Origin of the sequence: Vreelandella zhaodongensis, from assembly GCF_013415115.1 — a bacterium.
Classification (GTDB): domain Bacteria; phylum Pseudomonadota; class Gammaproteobacteria; order Pseudomonadales; family Halomonadaceae; genus Vreelandella; species Vreelandella zhaodongensis.
Genome location: NZ_JACCDD010000002.1, coordinates 316,137 through 334,345 on the forward strand (window position 1 = coordinate 316,137; position 18,209 = coordinate 334,345).

17 protein-coding genes are annotated in these 18,209 nt (G+C 56.4%); 13 read left to right on the forward strand and 4 right to left on the reverse strand.

Annotation, left to right across the window (positions count from 1 at the left end):
- Window positions 1-57: 57 nt before the first annotated feature.
- Both HZS79_RS04800 and HZS79_RS04805 read right to left on the reverse strand, forming a co-directional pair.
- On the reverse strand, window positions 58-1,254 hold the full coding sequence (locus tag HZS79_RS04800) for a CaiB/BaiF CoA transferase family protein (RefSeq protein WP_179927198.1): 1,197 nt from the start codon (window positions 1,252-1,254) through the stop codon (window positions 58-60).
- The gene (locus HZS79_RS04805) at window positions 1,251-3,023 is read right to left on the reverse strand and encodes an acyl-CoA dehydrogenase family protein (RefSeq protein WP_179927199.1); all 1,773 of its coding nucleotides are present in this window, start codon (window positions 3,021-3,023) and stop codon (window positions 1,251-1,253) included. The genes HZS79_RS04800 and HZS79_RS04805 overlap by 4 nt, the downstream gene beginning before the upstream one ends.
- A gap of 154 nt (window positions 3,024-3,177) precedes the next feature.
- Here HZS79_RS04805 and HZS79_RS04810 point away from each other — a divergent pair, with 154 nt between their 5' ends.
- Together HZS79_RS04810 and paaX are read left to right on the forward strand one after the other, a co-directional pair.
- Window positions 3,178-4,065 carry a LysR family transcriptional regulator gene (locus HZS79_RS04810; RefSeq protein WP_179927200.1) on the forward strand — a complete coding sequence of 296 codons (888 nt, stop codon included), beginning with the start codon at window positions 3,178-3,180 and terminating at the stop codon, window positions 4,063-4,065.
- Between the two features lie 156 nt (window positions 4,066-4,221).
- Window positions 4,222-5,148: a phenylacetic acid degradation operon negative regulatory protein PaaX gene (gene paaX, locus HZS79_RS04815; protein WP_179927201.1), complete on the forward strand. Its 927-nt coding sequence runs from the start codon at window positions 4,222-4,224 to the stop codon at window positions 5,146-5,148.
- Between the two features lies 1 nt (window position 5,149).
- Here paaX and paaY read toward each other — a convergent pair whose 3' ends face one another.
- A complete protein-coding gene (paaY, locus tag HZS79_RS04820) occupies window positions 5,150-5,764 on the reverse strand; it encodes a phenylacetic acid degradation protein PaaY (RefSeq protein ID WP_179927202.1) in 615 nt (204 codons plus the stop codon).
- 11 nt (window positions 5,765-5,775) lie between these two features.
- Window positions 5,776-7,452, reverse strand: a complete 1,677-nt coding sequence (paaN, locus tag HZS79_RS04825) for a phenylacetic acid degradation protein PaaN (RefSeq protein WP_179927203.1) — start codon at window positions 7,450-7,452, stop codon at window positions 5,776-5,778.
- Between the two features lie 368 nt (window positions 7,453-7,820).
- On the opposite strand from paaN, the gene paaF reads away from it, so the two are divergent.
- The 11 genes from paaF (at window position 7,821) to paaE (ending at window position 18,156) form a co-directional block, all read left to right on the forward strand.
- The gene (gene paaF, locus HZS79_RS04830; RefSeq protein WP_009723070.1) at window positions 7,821-8,594 is read left to right on the forward strand and encodes a 2,3-dehydroadipyl-CoA hydratase PaaF; all 774 of its coding nucleotides are present in this window, start codon (window positions 7,821-7,823) and stop codon (window positions 8,592-8,594) included.
- A gap of 16 nt (window positions 8,595-8,610) precedes the next feature.
- Window positions 8,611-9,402 carry a 2-(1,2-epoxy-1,2-dihydrophenyl)acetyl-CoA isomerase PaaG gene (gene paaG / locus HZS79_RS04835; RefSeq protein ID WP_009723071.1) on the forward strand — a complete coding sequence of 264 codons (792 nt, stop codon included), beginning with the start codon at window positions 8,611-8,613 and terminating at the stop codon, window positions 9,400-9,402.
- 1 nt (window position 9,403) lies between these two features.
- A complete protein-coding gene (gene paaH, locus HZS79_RS04840; protein ID WP_179927204.1) occupies window positions 9,404-10,942 on the forward strand; it encodes a 3-hydroxyacyl-CoA dehydrogenase PaaH in 1,539 nt (512 codons plus the stop codon).
- Window positions 10,935-11,417 carry a hydroxyphenylacetyl-CoA thioesterase PaaI gene (gene paaI, locus HZS79_RS04845; RefSeq protein ID WP_179927205.1) on the forward strand — a complete coding sequence of 161 codons (483 nt, stop codon included), beginning with the start codon at window positions 10,935-10,937 and terminating at the stop codon, window positions 11,415-11,417. The genes paaH and paaI overlap by 8 nt, the downstream gene beginning before the upstream one ends.
- Window positions 11,414-12,619, forward strand: a complete 1,206-nt coding sequence (gene pcaF / locus HZS79_RS04850; protein WP_179927206.1) for a 3-oxoadipyl-CoA thiolase — start codon at window positions 11,414-11,416, stop codon at window positions 12,617-12,619. Before paaI ends, pcaF begins: the two co-directional genes overlap by 4 nt.
- 66 nt (window positions 12,620-12,685) lie before the next feature.
- Window positions 12,686-13,999: a phenylacetate--CoA ligase PaaK gene (gene paaK, locus HZS79_RS04855; RefSeq protein ID WP_179927207.1), complete on the forward strand. Its 1,314-nt coding sequence runs from the start codon at window positions 12,686-12,688 to the stop codon at window positions 13,997-13,999.
- Window positions 14,000-14,305: 306 nt separating this feature from the next.
- Entirely contained in the window at window positions 14,306-15,292 is a 987-nt protein-coding gene (paaA, locus tag HZS79_RS04860; RefSeq protein WP_179927208.1) for a 1,2-phenylacetyl-CoA epoxidase subunit PaaA, read from the forward strand.
- Between the two features lie 103 nt (window positions 15,293-15,395).
- The gene (paaB, locus tag HZS79_RS04865; RefSeq protein ID WP_009101609.1) at window positions 15,396-15,677 is read left to right on the forward strand and encodes a 1,2-phenylacetyl-CoA epoxidase subunit PaaB; all 282 of its coding nucleotides are present in this window, start codon (window positions 15,396-15,398) and stop codon (window positions 15,675-15,677) included.
- A gap of 11 nt (window positions 15,678-15,688) precedes the next feature.
- Window positions 15,689-16,483, forward strand: coding sequence for a 1,2-phenylacetyl-CoA epoxidase subunit PaaC (gene paaC / locus HZS79_RS04870; RefSeq protein ID WP_179927209.1), 795 nt, complete (start codon window positions 15,689-15,691; stop codon window positions 16,481-16,483).
- Entirely contained in the window at window positions 16,467-17,054 is a 588-nt protein-coding gene (gene paaD, locus HZS79_RS04875; protein ID WP_179927210.1) for a 1,2-phenylacetyl-CoA epoxidase subunit PaaD, read from the forward strand. Before paaC ends, paaD begins: the two co-directional genes overlap by 17 nt.
- Before the next feature lie 19 nt (window positions 17,055-17,073).
- A complete protein-coding gene (paaE, locus tag HZS79_RS04880) occupies window positions 17,074-18,156 on the forward strand; it encodes a 1,2-phenylacetyl-CoA epoxidase subunit PaaE (RefSeq protein ID WP_179927211.1) in 1,083 nt (360 codons plus the stop codon).
- The last annotated feature ends 53 nt before the right edge of the window (window positions 18,157-18,209 follow it).

Here is an 18,209-nt window from a genome sequence, read left to right on the forward strand (position 1 = left end):
CTCACTTATTGTTGACGTTGTTAGTGATAGATTGCCGTGCTACAAAACAAGCCGTGTTTAGCGTTTCTTTTCTGTCGGCGTAATACCCTCTTCAATTAGACGTTCGACCCGCTCGGGGCTAGTGCCGATATCGATGAGTATGTCCTCCGTGTGCTGCGCAAAGGTGGGGGGTGGGCGCTCATAGTGACAAGGTGTGCGGCTTAACTTGATCGGCGATCCGGTGCCTTTGTAAGCGCCAATTTCAACAATCATTTTCCGATGTGCCGTGTGAGGATGGGCAAGCACCTGGGAGGTTTCCAACACAGGGCCACAGGGCACGCCGCTTTGAATCAGACGTTCCGCTAGCACCAGGCCATCCTGATGCTGCATAGCGTCTTCTAACGCCTCACGTAACGCCTCACGATTGACCAGACGCGTACCGTTATCGATAAAACGCAAGTCTTGGATCAGCTCGATACAGCCCAATTCAGTGCACAACTTGGCGAACTGGCCGTTGTTGCCCACCGTTAAGAACAGTGGCTGCGTCGCGGTCTTATACACCTCGTAGGGAGCAATATTTGGATGCGCATTGCCGGTACGCTGAGGGGCTGGGCCCCCATAGAACACGTTCGGGAAATGCGGGTGCATCAACGACAATCCCGAGTCAAACAGTGCAGCTTCGACAAACTGGCCTTGACCACTACGCGTCCGCTCATGCAGTGCCAAAGTAATGCCAATCACCGCATTCAACCCCGTCACGATATCCACAATCGGTAAGCCCACTCGCAAGGGATCCCCACCCTGCTCACCATTAACGCTCATCAGCCCAGCCATGGCCTGAATCACGGCATCGTAACCGGGCAGGCCACCCATCGGACCATCAGCCCCAAAACCACTGATTCGACAATGAATCAACTGCGGAAAGTGAGCACCCAGAACGTCATATCCCAGCCCCCACTTTTCCAAGGTGCCTGGTTTGAAGTTCTCAACCAGTACATCCGCGCTTTCAAGCAACTCCAGCAATAAGGCGCGACCTTCATCCTGGCGCAGATCAAGCGCCATACCCCGCTTGCCACGATTCAGGCCATGAAAATAGGAAGAGGCGTCGCCTTGAAATGGCGGCCCCCAGCCGCGTGTTTCATCGCCTTGCGGCGGCTCAATCTTGATCACATCCGCACCATGATCCGCCAGCACCTGAGTACAATAAGGGCCGCCCAGCACTCGGCTTAGATCAAGAATACGAATACCACTTAAAGAAGCAGCAGGTGTACTCATGACACCTCCTCTGGCACTCGCTCAGCGGTAGGTTCAGAAAGGTTTAGAGTGGCTATCAACTGCGCGACACGGGTTGCCCCCATAGGCTGCTCTACCAACAGCTCAGCACAATGCTCTGCTGGCACGCTATCAATGACAGTCGGATCCTGTGGTAGCAGCTTGTAGCGCAACACTAGCGCTGCCAGAGCGGCGCGGCGCTGATTATCACATTGCTGCTGCGCCTCCCAGGCAAGAAACACCGCCGAGGTGGCGTGATAAAGCGTACTGGCAATGCGTCGCACTTCATGCTCGTTATTGGCGTTTTCCGCTACTTTCTCCGCCGCCAGACCAGCCTTATCCAGCACTTGTTTGAGTAAGCAGCGCTCTCGTTCGGCCAGGGCGGAAGCATCGATCAGGCGAAGCAGGTAGTCACTCAAAACAGGCAGGGTGCCTTCACGACGAATCGAACGAAACACGTCTAACGCGACAATATTGCTGGTGCCTTCCCAAATCGATCCTAAATGGGCGTCGCGCACTACTCGGGCATCCGACCACTCTTCGATATAGCCACACCCACCCCGTACCTCCATAGCATCAGTGGTGACCTTACGGGCATCCCGGGTGGTACGAAACTTGATCAGTGGCGTCAAAATGCGCAGCAGTTTTGCGGCTTCCTGATCGCCTTTATCCGCTCGCCGCAGGCACTCGGCTGTGTGGAACACCATGCTGCGCCCCTGCTCGGCGGTTAGCATCATCTTGAGCAATTGGCGCTGCATCAGCGGCAGCTCGATCAAGTGGCGACCAAACGCATGGCGATTACGTGCGATATACAGGCTTTCATTCATCGCACGACGCATCAGGCCAGCAGAGCGCACGCCGTTGGAAAGTCGCGACATATTGATCATGTCGGTCATGTGCTTGAAGCCTTTACCCTCTTCCCCCACCACATAGGCTTCTGCGCCTTCCAGGGAAATCTCGCCACTGGCCATGGAGCGGGTACCCATCTTGTCCTTAAGACGCAGGATGCGGTAGTTGTTCAAACGGCCATCAGGCAAACGACGTGGCAGTAAAAATAGCGTCAACCCACGCGTACCGCCCTGCCCACCTTCCGGGCGTGCCAGGACCATGGCCAAGTCAGCATCTGGGTTAGAGCAGAACCATTTGTCCCCATAGAGACGCCACACACCGTTCTCGTAACGAGCTTCCGTGGTAATCGCGCCAACGTCTGACCCTGCATCCTGCTCGGTCATGAACATGGCCCCTTGAAAATGCTGCGCTTCATCCTGGGAGGTCAGGTGATCGATAAACTGGGCAATTAACGCTTCAGAACCAAACTTGCGTAACGTGCGTGTCAGCGAGTCGCTCATACTCAGCGGGCAGCACAATCCAAACTCCGCCTGCACAAATAAGAAGGTCAAACCGTATTTAACCGCCGGCGGCATCGGCTCTGACCAGCCCAGCACACCGCCACGGTGTGACATTGCCGCCAGGCCAAAGTGTGAGTATGCGTAGTGCTCTAGTCGCTGGTAGGCAGGGTGTTTTTCGATATGCTGAGTATCAGCCCCGTTGCGGGTACGCAGATGAAGGATCGGTGGGTTTTTATCCGCAGCCAGCGCCAAGGTTTCAAGCTCATCTCCCACCAGCTTGCCTAACTCATCGAAAAAAGGTGCGGTATGCTGGCGCAAGTCTGAATCTAGATAAACATCTAACAGGCTGGATAACTCGGGGTCACTGGTAAAGGCATTGTGTCCACGGTTATCTGGAATATTGCGGTGAATAGCGTTCGACATACCGATTCTCCTTGTTATAGTTTCGATAGCGTCTTTCGCATACTAGTAACCATTCACACTGGGCATCCAATACCCTTTAAGGATCTATCGATACTATTTACTGTATCGTTGAGGTCGTTTGTCATAACTCTGCTCATAACGACGGAAGCTTCAGATGGCACTCACCTTTCGACAATTGCGCTATTTCCTGGTGTTGGCCGAAGAACTGCATTTCGGGAGGGCCGCTGAAAAACTGCATATCTCGCAGCCGCCGCTAAGTGCGAGCCTACGCCAGCTCGAAGACGAGCTGGGCGTAACGTTGCTTCAGCGAAGTAGTAAGAGCGTTAAATTAACAACTGCGGGTGAGGTATTTCAGCGGCAAGCAAGGCGCCTGCTTGAGGAACTGGAAGAGTCGCGCATCATGATGCAGCGCATCGCAGAGGGTGCTTCGGGTATTTTGAGAATCGGCTTTACGCCCGCCATGCTATTCCGCGGCTTGCCGCTTGCATTACAAAAGCTCAAATCGGCACACCCAGGCATTGAGGTAAAACTGCTGGAGCGTAATTCATCCGATCAGGTTGAGGGAATAGAGTCTGGACAGCTCGATATCGGTTTTATTCATGCCATGCCACTCCCCGATACGCTGAAAAAGCTGACACTGGCCAGTGAACCGTTGCTTGGCTGCGTACCCAGTCATCATCCGTTAGCGAAGCGGCAATCAATCCGCCTCAAAGATTTGTGTAGTGATTCATTCATCACGTTTCGCCGTGACCTTTCCCCTCACTACTACGACCGCATCATGGGCCTGTTCCACGTTGCCGATCTAACCCCAAATGTAACGCACGAAGTGTCACAGTGGCTGACCGTGATCGCGTTGGTCGCCAACAGCATGGGAGTAGCGCTGGTACCAAAATCGCTGATTGAAACGCAGTTTTCTAACGTCAGCTTTCTGCCTTTAGCTGATATTTCTATCACGCATGAGTCGCACTGCATTTGGCTAAAAGACAATGAAGCAGAAAATCTTGAACTGCTCATTAGCATTCTCCAAGACCTCCACTCATAACGAGGACGAGCGCCTAACTGCCTTGCTGAACGGGACTAACCCTGACAACGCTCCAGGCCAAATCACAAAAAAACGTGATACGATAATCTTCTATATTGGCTATATTTTCTGTCGTTTTTAGCGACAACATCATCGCAAAGGGAATCAACATTCACCATGTCGTCAGCTAAAGACTGCGTCGCTACGCTTATTGATGACTTCCAGAAGCGTCGGCCAATTCGCGCCGGTTCACTGATTATTACCGTCTATGGCGACTCTATCGTTCCGCGGGGCGGTACTGTGTGGTTGGGCAGTCTGTCGAAACTGGTGGAGCCCATCGGTATCAATGAGCGGCTGGTGCGCACATCGGTTTACCGGCTGACCCATGAAACCTGGCTACGCGGTGAAAAGGTCGGTCGTCGCAGCTACTACCGGTTGAGTGGCCCTGGGCGACGCCGCTTTGAACAAGCTTTCAAGCGCGTCTATCACGGTGCCCAGCCACCCTGGTCGGGCCAGTGGACATTGGCGCTGCTGACGCAGCTGCCTGCAGATCGACGCCCGCAGATTCGTGATGAGCTTGAATGGCTCGGCTTTGGTAGTTTTGCTCAGGGCGTTCTGGCACATCCCACGCTGTCATGCGCGGAAACCATGGTGGCCTTGCAAGAGCTTGATGCCGCCGACGACACGATCGTAATGCAGACACAGACCATGGAGCCCATGACCAGTAAGCCGCTGCGCCTGCAGGTCAGAGATAGCTGGAATCTCGACGAACTCGCCGAGCTGTATCAGCGGTTTCTGGTTAAGTTTCGCCCACTGTGGAATGCGCTCAACGCAGAGAACCATTTAGGGCACGAAGAGTGCTTCATTGCTCGTACCTTGCTGATTCACGAGTATCGCAAGGTTCAATTACGTGACCCCCTACTGCCTGACGAACTGCTCCCTACGGCGTGGGAAGGCCGCTATGCCCATCAGCTCTGTCGCAACCTCTATCGGTTGCTCTACGAGCGCGCAGAGCGCTGGCTAGACAGGCACCTAGAAACTGCCGAAGGCCCATTACCAGCCCCCGGCCCCAGCTTCTACCAGCGCTTCGGCGGGCTGGAATAGTTCATGGTTGTGGCGACTTATCCAGCGTCTGCTGCTTAGGTTGTGTATCACCGGCCAGCAAGGTTGGCCGGTCAGCATCAAGTTCTGCCAGCGGTTCACAAGGCTCCAAGCTGTCACGGCAACGGGTCACTAAACGCTGATACTCTTGGGTACCCTGCTGTTTCCAGGCAAATTCCTCATCACTCAGCGGGCGCTTAACCTTTGCAGGTGCCCCCATCACCAGCGACTGTGGCTCACACTCGAAGCCTGCCTTGACGAATGCTGCTGCCGCAACGATAGATCGCTCCGCAATGTTGGCGCCGTCCATCACCACGGCATTCATGCCGACCATGGCATCACGCCCAATCACGCAGCCATGCAATACCGCGCCATGGCCGATATGGCCATCCTTCTCGACTTTAGTGACGCAACCCGGAAAGCCGTGCATCACGCAGGTATCCTGAAGGTTCGCGCCCTCTTCCAGCACCAGGCGACCGAAATCACCGCGCATCACCGCGCCGGGGCCCACATAACAGCCGGGGCCCACAATCACATCCCCGATCAACACCGCTGTCGGGTGAACATAAGCCGTCGGGTGCACCACCGGCGTCACCCCTTCAAGTCGATAGTAAGGCATCACGTTCTCCGTTAGTTGGATTGGCTGTGGCGACGGCTTTGCACCACCACGAAACGACTGGCGACAAAGGCTTGGTTACATAGGGAAGCATTGGCCGCCGGATTACCGCCTGTGGCGTGAAAGTCACTGAAAGCAGCCGACTGGTTGACGAATATCCCCCCATCTAGATTCAGAGAAAGCGGAGCGGCCACATCCATCGCCAGCTCTTCGAACTGCTCGGCCACTGCCTCATCAGTCGTATAGCCACCTAGGGTTATCGCGCCTTTTTCCCGAATCACGTCACGCGCCAGCTCAATGCTATGCGCGGTGTTCTCAGTCGCGATAACAAAGCTGATGGGCCCGAAGCGCTCCTCACTATAGGCAGCCTTCTGCTCTGCATCCACCTTAAGGATAAGCGGCGTGTGAATACGAGCGTCGGGGAACTGAGCGTGCGCTCGCGGCTCGCTATCCAACGCTATTTCGCCCAAACCACGGCACTTATCAATCCGAGCTTGTGTGTCCATCGACTGGAGAGCACCCAGCACCGTACAGGCTCGATCGTTGTCGCTCAGAAACGCTTGGACGGCTTTGGCAAGCGCTGCCGCCACGTCGTCAAAACTCAAATGGCCATCCGCTGTTTCAATACCGTTTCTGGGCACATAAATAGCCTGAGGGGTTGTGCACATCTGTCCAGAATAAAGGCTCAGCGAGAAAGCAAGATTCGCCGTGACCGCTTTGAGGTTTTCCACGCTGTCGATAATGACCGTGTTGACACCGGCTTTCTCAGCGAACACCTGAGCCTGAGTGGCGTTATCTATCAGCCAATCGCCGAAGGTATTGGAGCCAGTGAAATCGATCAGCTTTACCGCAGGGTCAAGCGCCAGCGTTTTCGTCAGCGGCGCATCGACAGTGTCGGGTACCAGGCTAACCAGACAAGGATCAAAGCCTGCTTCCTCCAGTACCTGTTGAACAACCCGTGCGGTCATCGCCACAGGCAAAATAGCGCCAGGGTGCGGCTTAAGAATGACTGGGTTGCCCGTCGCCAAACTGGCAAACAAGCCAGGATAAGTATTCCAGGTGGGAAAAGTAGAGCAGGCCACTACCAACGAGATACCCCGCGGCACGATGTGAAAACGCTTATCCATGGCGATGGGGTCATGTTTGCCCTGGGGCTTAATCCATTTCGCGGTAGCGGGAATCTGAGCCATTGCTTGCCAGGCGTACGCCACGGCTTCAAGACCTCGATCCTGAGCATGCGGACCACCGGCCTGAAACGCCATCATCGGCCCCTGGCCGCTGGTATGCATTACCGCCTGGGCGATCTCTGGGCTCATGGCATTAAGGCGCGACAGGACTTCCAGACACACCCCCACGCGCGCTTGCGCCCCGGCATCCCGCCAGTCACGCATTGCTACTTGCATGGCCGCTATCAGCTCGTCGGGGTTTGGCTGGTCATAAGTAATGCCGAGTTCAAAACCATAAGGTGACACTTCGCCACCCACTTGCTGGGTGCTGCCAACACCGTTAAGTGTAAATGGCTGATTAAGTAGTGACTCGAATGTCGACGGCGCCGCTTTAACGGCATCCTCAGGGTATTTCCGCATGCTTTCTGGATAGGGCGTCCAGAAATTACGGCTAGAAATGGCGTCGACAGCCTGATCAAGAATCTCACGATGAAGGTCGAACATCTGCTGCGCTGATTGCGTCATGGGGCGCTCCTGCACTCACTTATTTTTTTGATACGCTATAGGCAAGAAGACTATCTTTCCCGTAACAAAACATCAAACGCTTTCCCTGGCACCGCTTACTTAAGAATTAGCCCACCACGATCAAAAAACTCGATGTATACTGGCTAAAGATCACTTTTTTAGCCACGCTCCCGCCTTTCATACCATGGTCTAATAACACTCTTGCATTCGCTAAAAACACAGACAAGCTGTTGTTAAAAAGGAATAAATTATCAAAAACAACAGCAAGCGACACATTAATAACAACCAAACAATATTGATGCGTATCAAAATAAACCTATACTCGGCAGATATTCATCCTGTGCGCCACAGGCCGAACTGAGGTAAAAATGCCCACTACGCTAAAAATAACCCCACCCCAGGAAGGCGTTTTATGCATCACGCTGAATCGCCCAGAAGCACTGAATGCGCTTAATACGCAACTTCTCGGCGAGCTCGCCGACACCTTGAACAACGCTAATAGTGACAACAACGTTCGCGCCGTAGTGATTACCGGCAATGCGAAAGCGTTCGCCGCCGGTGCGGATATTAACGAAATGGCTGAACGCGATCTGGTGGGCATGCTGGAAGATCCCCGCCAGCACCACTGGGCCACCATTACGCGTTTTCGCAAACCGATCATTGCCGCCGTCAATGGCTACGCGTTGGGCGGTGGCTGCGAGCTGGCTATGCATGCCGACATCATCATCGCCGGTGAAAACGCCCTGTTCGGTCAACCGGAAATCAACCTGGGCATCATGCCAGGCGCTGGCGGCACACAGCGTCTGCTTAGGGCGGTGGGTAAGTCACTGGCCACCCAGATGGTGCTGACCGGCGAGCCTATTTCCGCTCGCCACGCCCTCGAAGCTGGCCTGATTAGCGAGATTACCCAGCCCGAATTAACGCTAGAGCGCGCCATGGCAATTGCAACACGCATTGCCGCCAAGGCACCGCTGGCCGTGCGCTTGGCACGGGAATCGTTACACAAAGCGATGGATACCGACCTAGCCACCGGCCTGCGCTTTGAACGCCATGCGTTCACCTTACTGGCGGGAACCGCCGACCGCGAAGAGGGCATTCGCGCCTTCCAAGAAAAACGACCTGCCACTTTTCAAGGGCACTGACACAAGGATATTACCCATGAGCCAAGCGCCCCTGCTTTACACCGTGGAAGATGGCGTCGCCTGTATCACGCTGAACCGCCCCGACAGCCTGAACAGCTTCAATACTGAAATGCATGCTGAAATGCGCAAAGCACTTAAGGCCGTGCGCCAGGACTCAAGCGTTCGCGCTTTGTTACTGACCGGCAACGGCCGCGGCTTCTGCGCTGGTCAGGATCTTTCTGACCGTAGCGTCGCGCCCGGCGAGCAAGCTCCCGACCTCGGCGAGTCGCTTGAGAAACGCTACAACCCTATGCTGCGCGCCCTTAAAGACATGCCGTTCCCGACTATTTGTGCGGTGAACGGCGTGGCCGCAGGTGCCGGCGCCAACATCGCCCTGGCCTGCGACATCGTATTGGCTGCTCGTTCGGCAAGCTTCATTCAGGCCTTCTGCAAGATTGGATTAATTCCAGACTCCGGCGGCACCTGGACACTGCCTAACTTGGTGGGTATGGCGCGGGCCAAGGGGCTGGCAATGCTTGGCGACAAGCTTCCCGCCGAGACCGCCGAACAGTGGGGCATGATCTGGCGCTGCGTCGATGATGAGGCGCTTCAGGAAGAAGCCATGAACATGGCTCGCCACCTAGCCACTCAACCGACGCGCGGCTTGGCACTGATCAAACGCGCCCTGCACGCCAGCAGCGATAACAGCTTCAACGAGCAACTCGACCTGGAACGCGACCTACAGCGCCTTGCCGGGCGTACCGAAGACTACCGCGAAGGCGTCAGCGCTTTTATCGAGAAACGTCGCCCCACCTTCAAGGGAGAGTGATATGCCAGCCCTTCCCACGTCTGCCGTTATTGGTGTGATTGGCGCAGGTGCCATGGGTGCCGGTATTGCTCAGGTTGCTGCCCAGGCTGGTCACTCGGTGGTCTTGCACGACAACCTTCCGGGTGCTGCCAAAGCGGGCATTGATAACATTCGCCGCCAGCTGGAAAAGAGCGTCGCCAAGGGCAAGATGACCCAAGGCGATGTGGATAACGTCGTCGCTCGCCTGCAGCCCGCCGATGCTATCGATGCCTTGGCCGACAGCCGCTTGGTTATCGAAGCTATCGTCGAGAACCTTGAGATCAAACGTCAGGTGTTCGCGCAGCTCGAAGCGTTATGCTCACCGGATACCTTGCTCGCCAGTAATACCTCGTCACTATCGATCACCTCCATTGCAGCGAACCTTGAACGCCCTGAACGCATGGCGGGGCTGCACTTCTTCAACCCCGCCCCCGTAATGAAGCTGGTGGAAGTGGTGTCTGGCTTAGCCACCACCACCGAGGTTGCCGATACCCTTTATGACACCGCCGTTGCCTGGGGTAAGGTCGCAGTGCATACCAGCTCCACCCCTGGGTTCATTGTTAACCGCGTGGCACGGCCATTCTATGCCGAAGGGCTACGACTGCTGCAGGAAGGTGCCAGCGATGCTGCCACGATAGATGCGCTGCTGCGTCAGGCGGGTGGCTTCCGTATGGGGCCTTTCGAGCTAATGGATCTGATTGGTCATGACGTTAACTACGCGGTGACCCGCTCGGTGTTCGATGCCTACTACGGCGATACCCGCTTCGAGCCGTCCTTAGTACAGCAAGCACTGGTGGAAGCCGGACGCTTGGGGCGCAAATCCGGCCAAGGCTTTTTTGACTACGTGGGTGAAAACACTGCGAAGCCACAGCCTAAGTTTGCCGCCCCAGCAAACGCGGAACTACCAGCACTTGTCGTGCAGGGCGACCCTGGTGTGGTCGCTCCGCTGCTGGAACGCGCTCAGGAAGCTGGGCTCGACGTAGTTCGTCGCGAATCACTCCAACCAGACGGCACCCCTCGCCTATACCTGGGCGGCTTGGTTCTGGCCCTTAGCGACGGGCGTTGCGCCGCCGAGCGCGCGGTCAATGAAGGGCTCGACGCCCTGGTACTGTTCGATCTGTGCTTGGACTACCGCAGCGCCAGCGCTATCGCACTTGCTGCCAGCCACATGACATCGCCCGAAGCTCGTCAACTGGCAACGGCGTTCTTCCAACGCTTGGGGATGGACGTGACTTGGCTAACCGACACCCCGGGGCTGGTGATATTGCGCACCGTGGCTATGCTCGCCAATGAAGCTGCCGACGCCGTACTCCAGGGTGTCTGCAGTGCCAAGGATGGCGACCTGGCCATGCAGGCTGGCGTCAACTACCCCCGCGGCCCCTTGGCCTGGGCAGACTCACTGGGCCTGCCTTTCGTTCACCGTACCCTGACGCATCTACAGCAGAGCTACGGCGAAGAGCGCTATCGCAGCTCGTTTCTGCTGCGGCGCAACGCCTTGAGCGAGGAAAGTTTTCATGAGTGATACCCAACTGCCCCCACAGCAGCTGGCGGAAGCCTGTGCAGACGCGATGTTTTCCCGCGACCATGCCAGCCAAGGGCTGGGCATGCGTATTACTCGCGTGGCCCCCGGCTTCGCCGAACTGACCATGATCGTGCGTCAAGACATGGTGCAAGGGCACGGCAACTGCCATGGCGGATTTCTATTTACCCTGGCCGATTCCGCCTTTGCGTTTGCCTGCAACAGTTACGATGAAGCCACCGTCGCCGCTGGCTGCAGTATCGACTATCTCGGCCCTGGTCAGCTAGGCGACGAGATCACCGCCACCGCCGAAGAGCGCAGCCGCCGCGGGCGCACCGGCATTTACGACATTACGTTGCGCAATCAACACGGCGATACCGTTGCCTTGTTCCGCGGACGCTCTTACAAAATTCGCGGCAGCGTACGCCGCCTGGAAGATACTGACGCAGAAAATACTGCTGCTGGAGATAACCAATGAAAGACGCACTGATCATTGATGCCATTCGCACCCCAATAGGCCGCTACGGCGGCGCTCTTTCCAGCATGCGTGCCGATGACCTGGGGGCCATTCCCATGCGCACCCTGATGGAACGCAACCCAGGCGTCGACTGGTCATTGATTGACGATATCTTTTACGGCTGCGCCAACCAGGCGGGGGAAGATAACCGTAACGTAGCACGTATGTCTGCACTGCTTGCCGGGCTGCCGGTTGAAGTGCCCGGCACCACCATTAACCGGCTGTGCGGCTCTGGCATGGATGCAATAGGCAATGCCGCCCGCACCATCAAGACCGGTGAAGCGGGGCTGATGATCGCCGGAGGGGTGGAGTCGATGTCCCGGGCGCCCTTCGTGATGGGCAAGGCCGAACAAGCCTTCTCACGCCAAGCCGATATTTTCGACACCACCATCGGCTGGCGCTTCATCAATCGTGCCATGAAAGCCCAGTTCGGCGTGGACTCCATGCCCGAAACCGCTGAAAACGTGGCGGAACAGTTTGGTATTTCCCGGGAAGACCAGGACGCCTTCGCCCTGCGCAGCCAACAGCGCACCGCTGCCGCTATCGAGGCTGGCCGCCTTGCCGACGAGATTGTTCCGGTCGAAATCCCCCGGCGCAAACAAGACCCGCTGGTGGTGGATACCGATGAGCACCCGCGCGCTACCACAACTGCCGAGCAGCTTGCCAAGCTACCCACGCCTTTCCGCGAAGGCGGCAGCGTGACAGCAGGTAATGCCTCTGGGGTTAACGATGGTGCCTGTGCGCTGCTGTTGGCATCTGCCGAGCAGGCTGAACGTTTCAGCCTCACGCCACGCGCTCGTGTGGTGGGTATGGCCACCGCTGGTGTGGAACCGCGCATTATGGGGTTCGGCCCCTCTCCCGCTACCCGTAAGGTACTTGCCCAGGCCGGGCTTACCCTCGAACAAATGGACGTGATCGAACTCAATGAAGCCTTTGCTGCTCAAGCGTTGGCAGTCATGCGCGACTTGGGACTAAGCGATGATGCCGAACACGTCAATCCCAACGGAGGTGCCATTGCACTCGGCCACCCGCTGGGCATGAGCGGCGCTCGATTGGTAACCACCGCCCTGCATGAACTCGAACGTCGGCAAGGACGCTTTGCGCTATGCACCATGTGTATTGGTGTTGGACAGGGCATTGCTCTGATCATTGAGCGCTTATAAGCCCCTTATCCTGGCCATGGCCCATAAAACGTAGCCCAATAACAACTTGCTTGACCGGAGACCCTGATGAATCAGCCCGCTACGCGTATCGACACTGCGACTCTCGACCCCTTGGAAACCGCCAGCGTCGACGAGCTGCGCGCCACTCAGGTCAAGCGCCTGAAGTGGAGCCTAAAGCACGCTTACGACAATGTGCCGTTCTACCGCCAGTCTTTCGACAAGGCTGGGGTACATCCCGACGATATCCAGACGCTGGCGGATCTCGCCAAACTGCCGTTCACCACCAAGGCTGATTTGCGCGACAACTACCCATTTGGCATGTTGGCCACCCCGATGAGTGAGATCGTTCGCATCCATGCCTCCAGCGGCACCACCGGGCAACCGACGGTGGTGGGCTACACCCAGAAGGACATTGATGTGTGGTCCGATGTGGTGGCGCGCTCGATCCGTGCCGCTGGCGGCAGCCGCAACGACAAAGTACATGTGGCGTATGGCTACGGCCTGTTCACCGGCGGACTGGGCGCGCATTACGGTGCCGAGCGCTTGGGTTGTGCGGTCATCCCCATGTCGGGCGGCCAGACTGAGAAACAGGTTCAGTTAATTCGTGATTTCCAGCCGGACATCATCATGGTCACCCCCTCGTATATGCTCAACATCGCAGACGAGATGGAGCGCCAAGGCATCGACCCACGCACGCTGCCCCTACGCACTGGCATTTTCGGTGCCGAACCCTGGACCGACAGCATGCGCACGGCCCTAGAGCAGCGCCTGGGCATTGACGCCCTCGATATTTATGGCCTCTCTGAAGTAATGGGGCCCGGCGTGGGCATGGAGTGCCTGGAGACCAAAGATGGCCCGACCATCTGGGAAGACCATTTCTACCCCGAGATCATCGACCCGATCAGCGGTGACGTTCTGCCAGACGGCGAATACGGCGAGCTGGTGTTCACCACCCTAACCAAAGAAGGCCTGCCGGTGATTCGCTACCGCACCCGCGACCTGACCCGCTTGCTGCCGGGCACCGCCCGCCCCATGCGCCGCATCGACAAGATCACTGGCCGCAGCGACGACATGCTGATCATTCGCGGTGTGAATGTGTTCCCCACCCAGATCGAAGAGCAACTGCTAAAGATTGCGTCGCTTTCACCCCACTACGAGATCGAAGTCAGCCGCCAAGGCAATATGGATATGGTGCTTGTGCGGGTAGAGGCGAATCATCATGACATCGCCCGCGACCCCACAGCTTGTGAAGATGCCGCAAAACAGCTCCAGCATGCCATCAAGACGTATATTGGTATCAGCACCCAGGTTGAGGTGTGCCCAGTAGAGAGCGTGATGCGCTCGCTAGGCAAGGCTAGACGCGTCAAAGATCTTCGCTGATTCAGCCACTAGCGCTTTAAAGCCTCGTATTGCCATCGATTGAGATACTAGACCAACGCCCTTGCAGGCAACCCCTGCAAGGGCTTTTTCATACCCAAACAACCAGCTTTGATGAAAAAAATAGAACATTAAGAATCACTTACTCTTAGCCATTTTTCCTTTACAAACCAACCATATTGGCTTTATCCGTAATCACAAAGTCTTAAAGTGACACATAAAAATAGTTATTGATAAAATATTTCGTGTCACTATACTTTAAGCAAGATAAGCCACACTCCCTGATAGTCCGACGCCGCGGAGGTCTCTATGTACGCGCAGCTCGTTGAAACCGGTTCTAACAAACTCAAAACGCTTGATGAGATGAGCCCTGAGGAACGCCAGTTCCAGGAGCGCATCAATGATGAAATTAAAATAGAACCCAAGAATTGGATGCCGGACGCCTACCGCAAGACGTTGATCCGTCAGATCTCACAACACGCGCACTCCGAGATCGTCGGTATGCTGCCGGAAGGTAACTGGCTGACACGTGCGCCGACCCTTAAGCGCAAGCTGCAGCTAATGGCCAAGATTCAGGATGAGGCGGGTCATGGCCTGTACCTCTATAGCGCCATGGAAACGCTGGGTGCCGACCGCGACGAAGAGATCGACAAGCTTCACGATGGCCGCGCCAAGTACTCCAGCATCTTCAACTACCCAACGCTCAACTGGGCTGACATGGGCACCATCGGCTGGTTGGTCGACGGCGCGGCCATCGTCAACCAGGTACCGCTGCAGCGCACCTCTTACGGCCCCTACGCGCGCGCCATGATCCGCGTGTGCAAGGAAGAGAGTTTCCATCAGCGCCAGGGTTATCAAATTCTGTTGACCATGATGCAAGAGGGCACTGACGACCAGAAAGCCATGGTGCAGGACTCCATCAACCGTTTCTGGTGGCCATCGCTAATGATGTTCGGGCCATCCGACGAAAACTCACCCAACAGCGCCCAGTCGATGGCCTGGAAGATCAAGCGTCACAGCAACGATGAGTTGCGCCAGCGCTTCCTCGACCAAACCGTACCGCAGCTAGAGCTGCTGGGCTGCACCGCCCCTGACCCGGATCTCAAATATAACGAAGAGACCGGTCATTATGAGTTCGGTGAAATCGACTGGCAGGAGTTTTTCGACGTCGTGAAAGGCAACGGCCCCTGCAACCGCGAGCGTATCGAAGCACGTCGCAGCGCCATCGATAGCGGTGCCTGGGTGCGTGAAGCCGCCGTGGCTTATGCCGCCAAGCGTCAACGCAAAGCCGCCTGACTTTTAAAAACTGTCTTTCAAAATCTAGCTTTTAAAACCCTAGCTTTTAAAACAATCGGAAGCCCCGCGTTACGGGGCTCCTCTGACCAATGAGGCATCTCTCATGGCTGACTGGCCCCTCTTCGAAGTTTTTATACGCAGCAAGCACGGCCTTAATCACAAGCACGTCGGTAGCGTACACGCCGCCGATCGCTGCATGGCAATCGAAAATGCCCGCGAGCTTTACACCCGTCGCAATGAAGGCGTTAGCATCTGGGTGGTTCCGGCCAGCGAAATCACCGCGTCTTCTCCTGATGAGAAAGAGCCGCTGTTTGACCCGTCTAACGACAAGGTCTATCGCCACGCATCCTTCTACAAACTGCCGAAAGAAGTCGGCCACATGTAAGGGAGGCTGTGATGCAAAACCCAGCTCAAAAAAACGTAGCTCAAAAAACACAAGCACCGCTGACCGATTACCTGCTACGCCTTGGCGACAGCGCCTTGGTGCTTGGCCAGCGCCACGCACAGCTGTGTGGAAAGGCCCCGGCGTTGGAAGAAGAGCTGGCCTTAATGAATGTAGGGCTCGACCTCTTCGGTCAGGCGCGCAACTGGCTTGGCTATGCGGCTGAACTGATGAATGACAATGTCGATGCCGATCATCTGGCCTTTCGCCGCGACGCCCAGGACTTTCGTAATCTGTTGATCACCGAGCAGCCCAACGGCGACTTCGCCGACATCATGGGACGCCAGTTTCTATTCGATGCATGGCACGTTCACCTGCTTGATGGACTGACTCACTCCAGTGACCCTCGCATTGCTGAAGTAGCAGCCAAGTCGCTTAAGGAAGCAACGTACCACCTACGCCGCTCCTCAGAATGGGTGATTCGCCTGGGCGATGGCACCGAAGAGAGCCACACCCGTATGCAGCGCGCGCTCGACAACCTTTGGCAGTTCACCGGCGAGCTCTTGCAGGTCGACGAGATTGATCAGGCCATGATAGAGACTGGCATCGCGCCTGACCCTGAAGCCATTGCCGCTCGCTGGAAAGCGACGGTGGAAGAGGTGCTTGAGGAAGCCACGCTGGAGCGTCCCTCCTACGACGCCTGGATGTATACCGGCGGCAAAGTCGGCCATCACACCGAGCACCTGGGCTTTCTATTGGCGGAAATGCAATACCTGCCGAGGGCATATCCCGATGCGACCGCCTGGTAACCCACCGTCGGACGGCCCTATCGATGACTGGCCTTCAAGTGACTTGATCGGCAGCGACCGTCGCGGGCTGCCACCCGCCGGTGAAAAAGGCGATATCGACGCCGTACTGGCGGTTTTAGAGCAAGTGCCAGACCCAGAAGTGCCGGTGGTCAGCGTGGTTGAGCTGGGAATTGTGCGCGATATCGATTGGGTGGACGGTCGGTTGGCGGTCAACGTGACGCCAACTTACTCCGGCTGCCCGGCGACGGAAGTCATCGAACAGCATATCCATGAAGCGCTGGTGGCCGCTGGCTACTCAGACCCACTGATTCAGCGCCGCCTTTCACCTGCCTGGACCACCGATTGGTTGACCGAAGCCGGGCGTGAAAAATTGCGTGCTTACGGCATCGCACCACCGGTAGGAAGTGCTAGCAAGCGCAGCCTGACGGGGCAGTCTGACCCGGTCGTGCCCTGCCCTTTATGTGGCAGCAACGCGACCGAACGCGTCAGCGAATTCGGCTCTACGGCTTGCAAGGCGCTCTACCGCTGTCGCGATTGCCTGGAGCCTTTCGATTATTTCAAGTGTCTGTAAAACGACGAGACCATTTCCCATGAGCCGATTTCACGCCTTGACCGTCAAGGATGTACGCAAGGAAACCCATGATGCCGTTTCCATTGCTTTCGACATTCCCGACGACCTGCTGGACGCCTTTCGCTTTACCCAAGGGCAGTACCTGACACTGCGCCGCGACATCGAAGGTGAGGATGTCCGCCGCTCTTATTCAATCTGCACCGGCGTCCACGAACATGAGCTAAGAGTCGCCGTCAAGCTGGTGCCAGGCGGCAGCTTCTCCACCTTTGCCAACCAGCAATTGCAGCCTGGTGATCGCCTGGAAGTGATGCCACCACAGGGCAAGTTCTTCGTGCCTCTCGACCCTAGCCGTGAAGGGAACTATCTGGCGGTAACCGCTGGCAGCGGCGTTACCCCCATTATGTCGATTGTTGCCACTACGCTGGAAAGCGAGCCAAAAAGTCGTTTTACCGTGATTTATGGCAACCGCTCCACCACGGGCACACTGTTTCGCGAACGTCTGCAGGATCTCAAAGATCGTTACCTCGAACGCCTCAACATCATTTACGTGTTCAGCCGCGAACAACATGAAATCGATCTTTACAACGGCCGTATCGATGCCGATAAGTGCAACGCCCTGTTTGACCGTTGGGTAGACGTACCCAAGCTCGACGCTGCGTTTATCTGTGGGCCGCAAGAGATGACCGAGATCGTGCGCGATGTCCTGACCCAACATGGAATGCCAAAGGAGAAGGTGCACTTTGAGCTGTTCACTACTGGGCTACCAACAGCAGGCGCCAAACGCCGCCAGGCAACCAGAGCCAGTCAGCTTGAAGCAGAAACTTCGCACATCAAAGTGATCATCGATGGCCGCACCATCGAATATAACCTGCCCCGCAATACCCAGAATATTTTGGACGCGGGTAACGAGCACGGCGCCGACCTGCCGTTCTCATGCAAGGCTGGCGTGTGCTCCACCTGTAAATCAAAAGTGATCGAAGGTGAGGTGGAAATGGATGCCAACTATGCCCTGGAAGATTACGAAATAGATGCCGGCTACGTACTGTCCTGTCAGTGCTATCCGATCAGCGACAAAGTGGTGCTCGATTTTGACGAGGTATAACCCCTAGTCCACCCACTTCCAAGCCGGCGACTGCGTCGGCTTTGTTTATGTTG

Bases quoted from the DNA above. Each gene is read 5' to 3' on its own strand.
- paaG (WP_009723071.1), top strand. From the start codon at position 8,611: ATGAGCCAAGCGCCCCTGCTTTACACCGTGGAAGATGGCGTCGCCTGT.
- paaN (WP_179927203.1), bottom strand. From the start codon at position 7,452: ATGACGCAATCAGCGCAGCAGATGTTCGACCTTCATCGTGAGATTCTT.
- paaI (WP_179927205.1), top strand. From the start codon at position 10,935: ATGAGTGATACCCAACTGCCCCCACAGCAGCTGGCGGAAGCCTGTGCA.
- paaC (WP_179927209.1), top strand. From the start codon at position 15,689: ATGCAAAACCCAGCTCAAAAAAACGTAGCTCAAAAAACACAAGCACCG.
- HZS79_RS04810 (WP_179927200.1), top strand. From the start codon at position 3,178: ATGGCACTCACCTTTCGACAATTGCGCTATTTCCTGGTGTTGGCCGAA.
- paaF (WP_009723070.1), top strand. From the start codon at position 7,821: ATGCCCACTACGCTAAAAATAACCCCACCCCAGGAAGGCGTTTTATGC.
- HZS79_RS04800 (WP_179927198.1), bottom strand. From the start codon at position 1,254: ATGAGTACACCTGCTGCTTCTTTAAGTGGTATTCGTATTCTTGATCTA.
- paaH (WP_179927204.1), top strand. From the start codon at position 9,404: ATGCCAGCCCTTCCCACGTCTGCCGTTATTGGTGTGATTGGCGCAGGT.
- paaE (WP_179927211.1), top strand. From the start codon at position 17,074: ATGAGCCGATTTCACGCCTTGACCGTCAAGGATGTACGCAAGGAAACC.
- pcaF (WP_179927206.1), top strand. From the start codon at position 11,414: ATGAAAGACGCACTGATCATTGATGCCATTCGCACCCCAATAGGCCGC.
- HZS79_RS04805 (WP_179927199.1), bottom strand. From the start codon at position 3,023: ATGTCGAACGCTATTCACCGCAATATTCCAGATAACCGTGGACACAAT.
- paaY (WP_179927202.1), bottom strand. From the start codon at position 5,764: ATGCCTTACTATCGACTTGAAGGGGTGACGCCGGTGGTGCACCCGACG.
- paaA (WP_179927208.1), top strand. From the start codon at position 14,306: ATGTACGCGCAGCTCGTTGAAACCGGTTCTAACAAACTCAAAACGCTT.
- paaX (WP_179927201.1), top strand. From the start codon at position 4,222: ATGTCGTCAGCTAAAGACTGCGTCGCTACGCTTATTGATGACTTCCAG.
- paaD (WP_179927210.1), top strand. From the start codon at position 16,467: ATGCGACCGCCTGGTAACCCACCGTCGGACGGCCCTATCGATGACTGG.
- paaK (WP_179927207.1), top strand. From the start codon at position 12,686: ATGAATCAGCCCGCTACGCGTATCGACACTGCGACTCTCGACCCCTTG.
- paaB (WP_009101609.1), top strand. From the start codon at position 15,396: ATGGCTGACTGGCCCCTCTTCGAAGTTTTTATACGCAGCAAGCACGGC.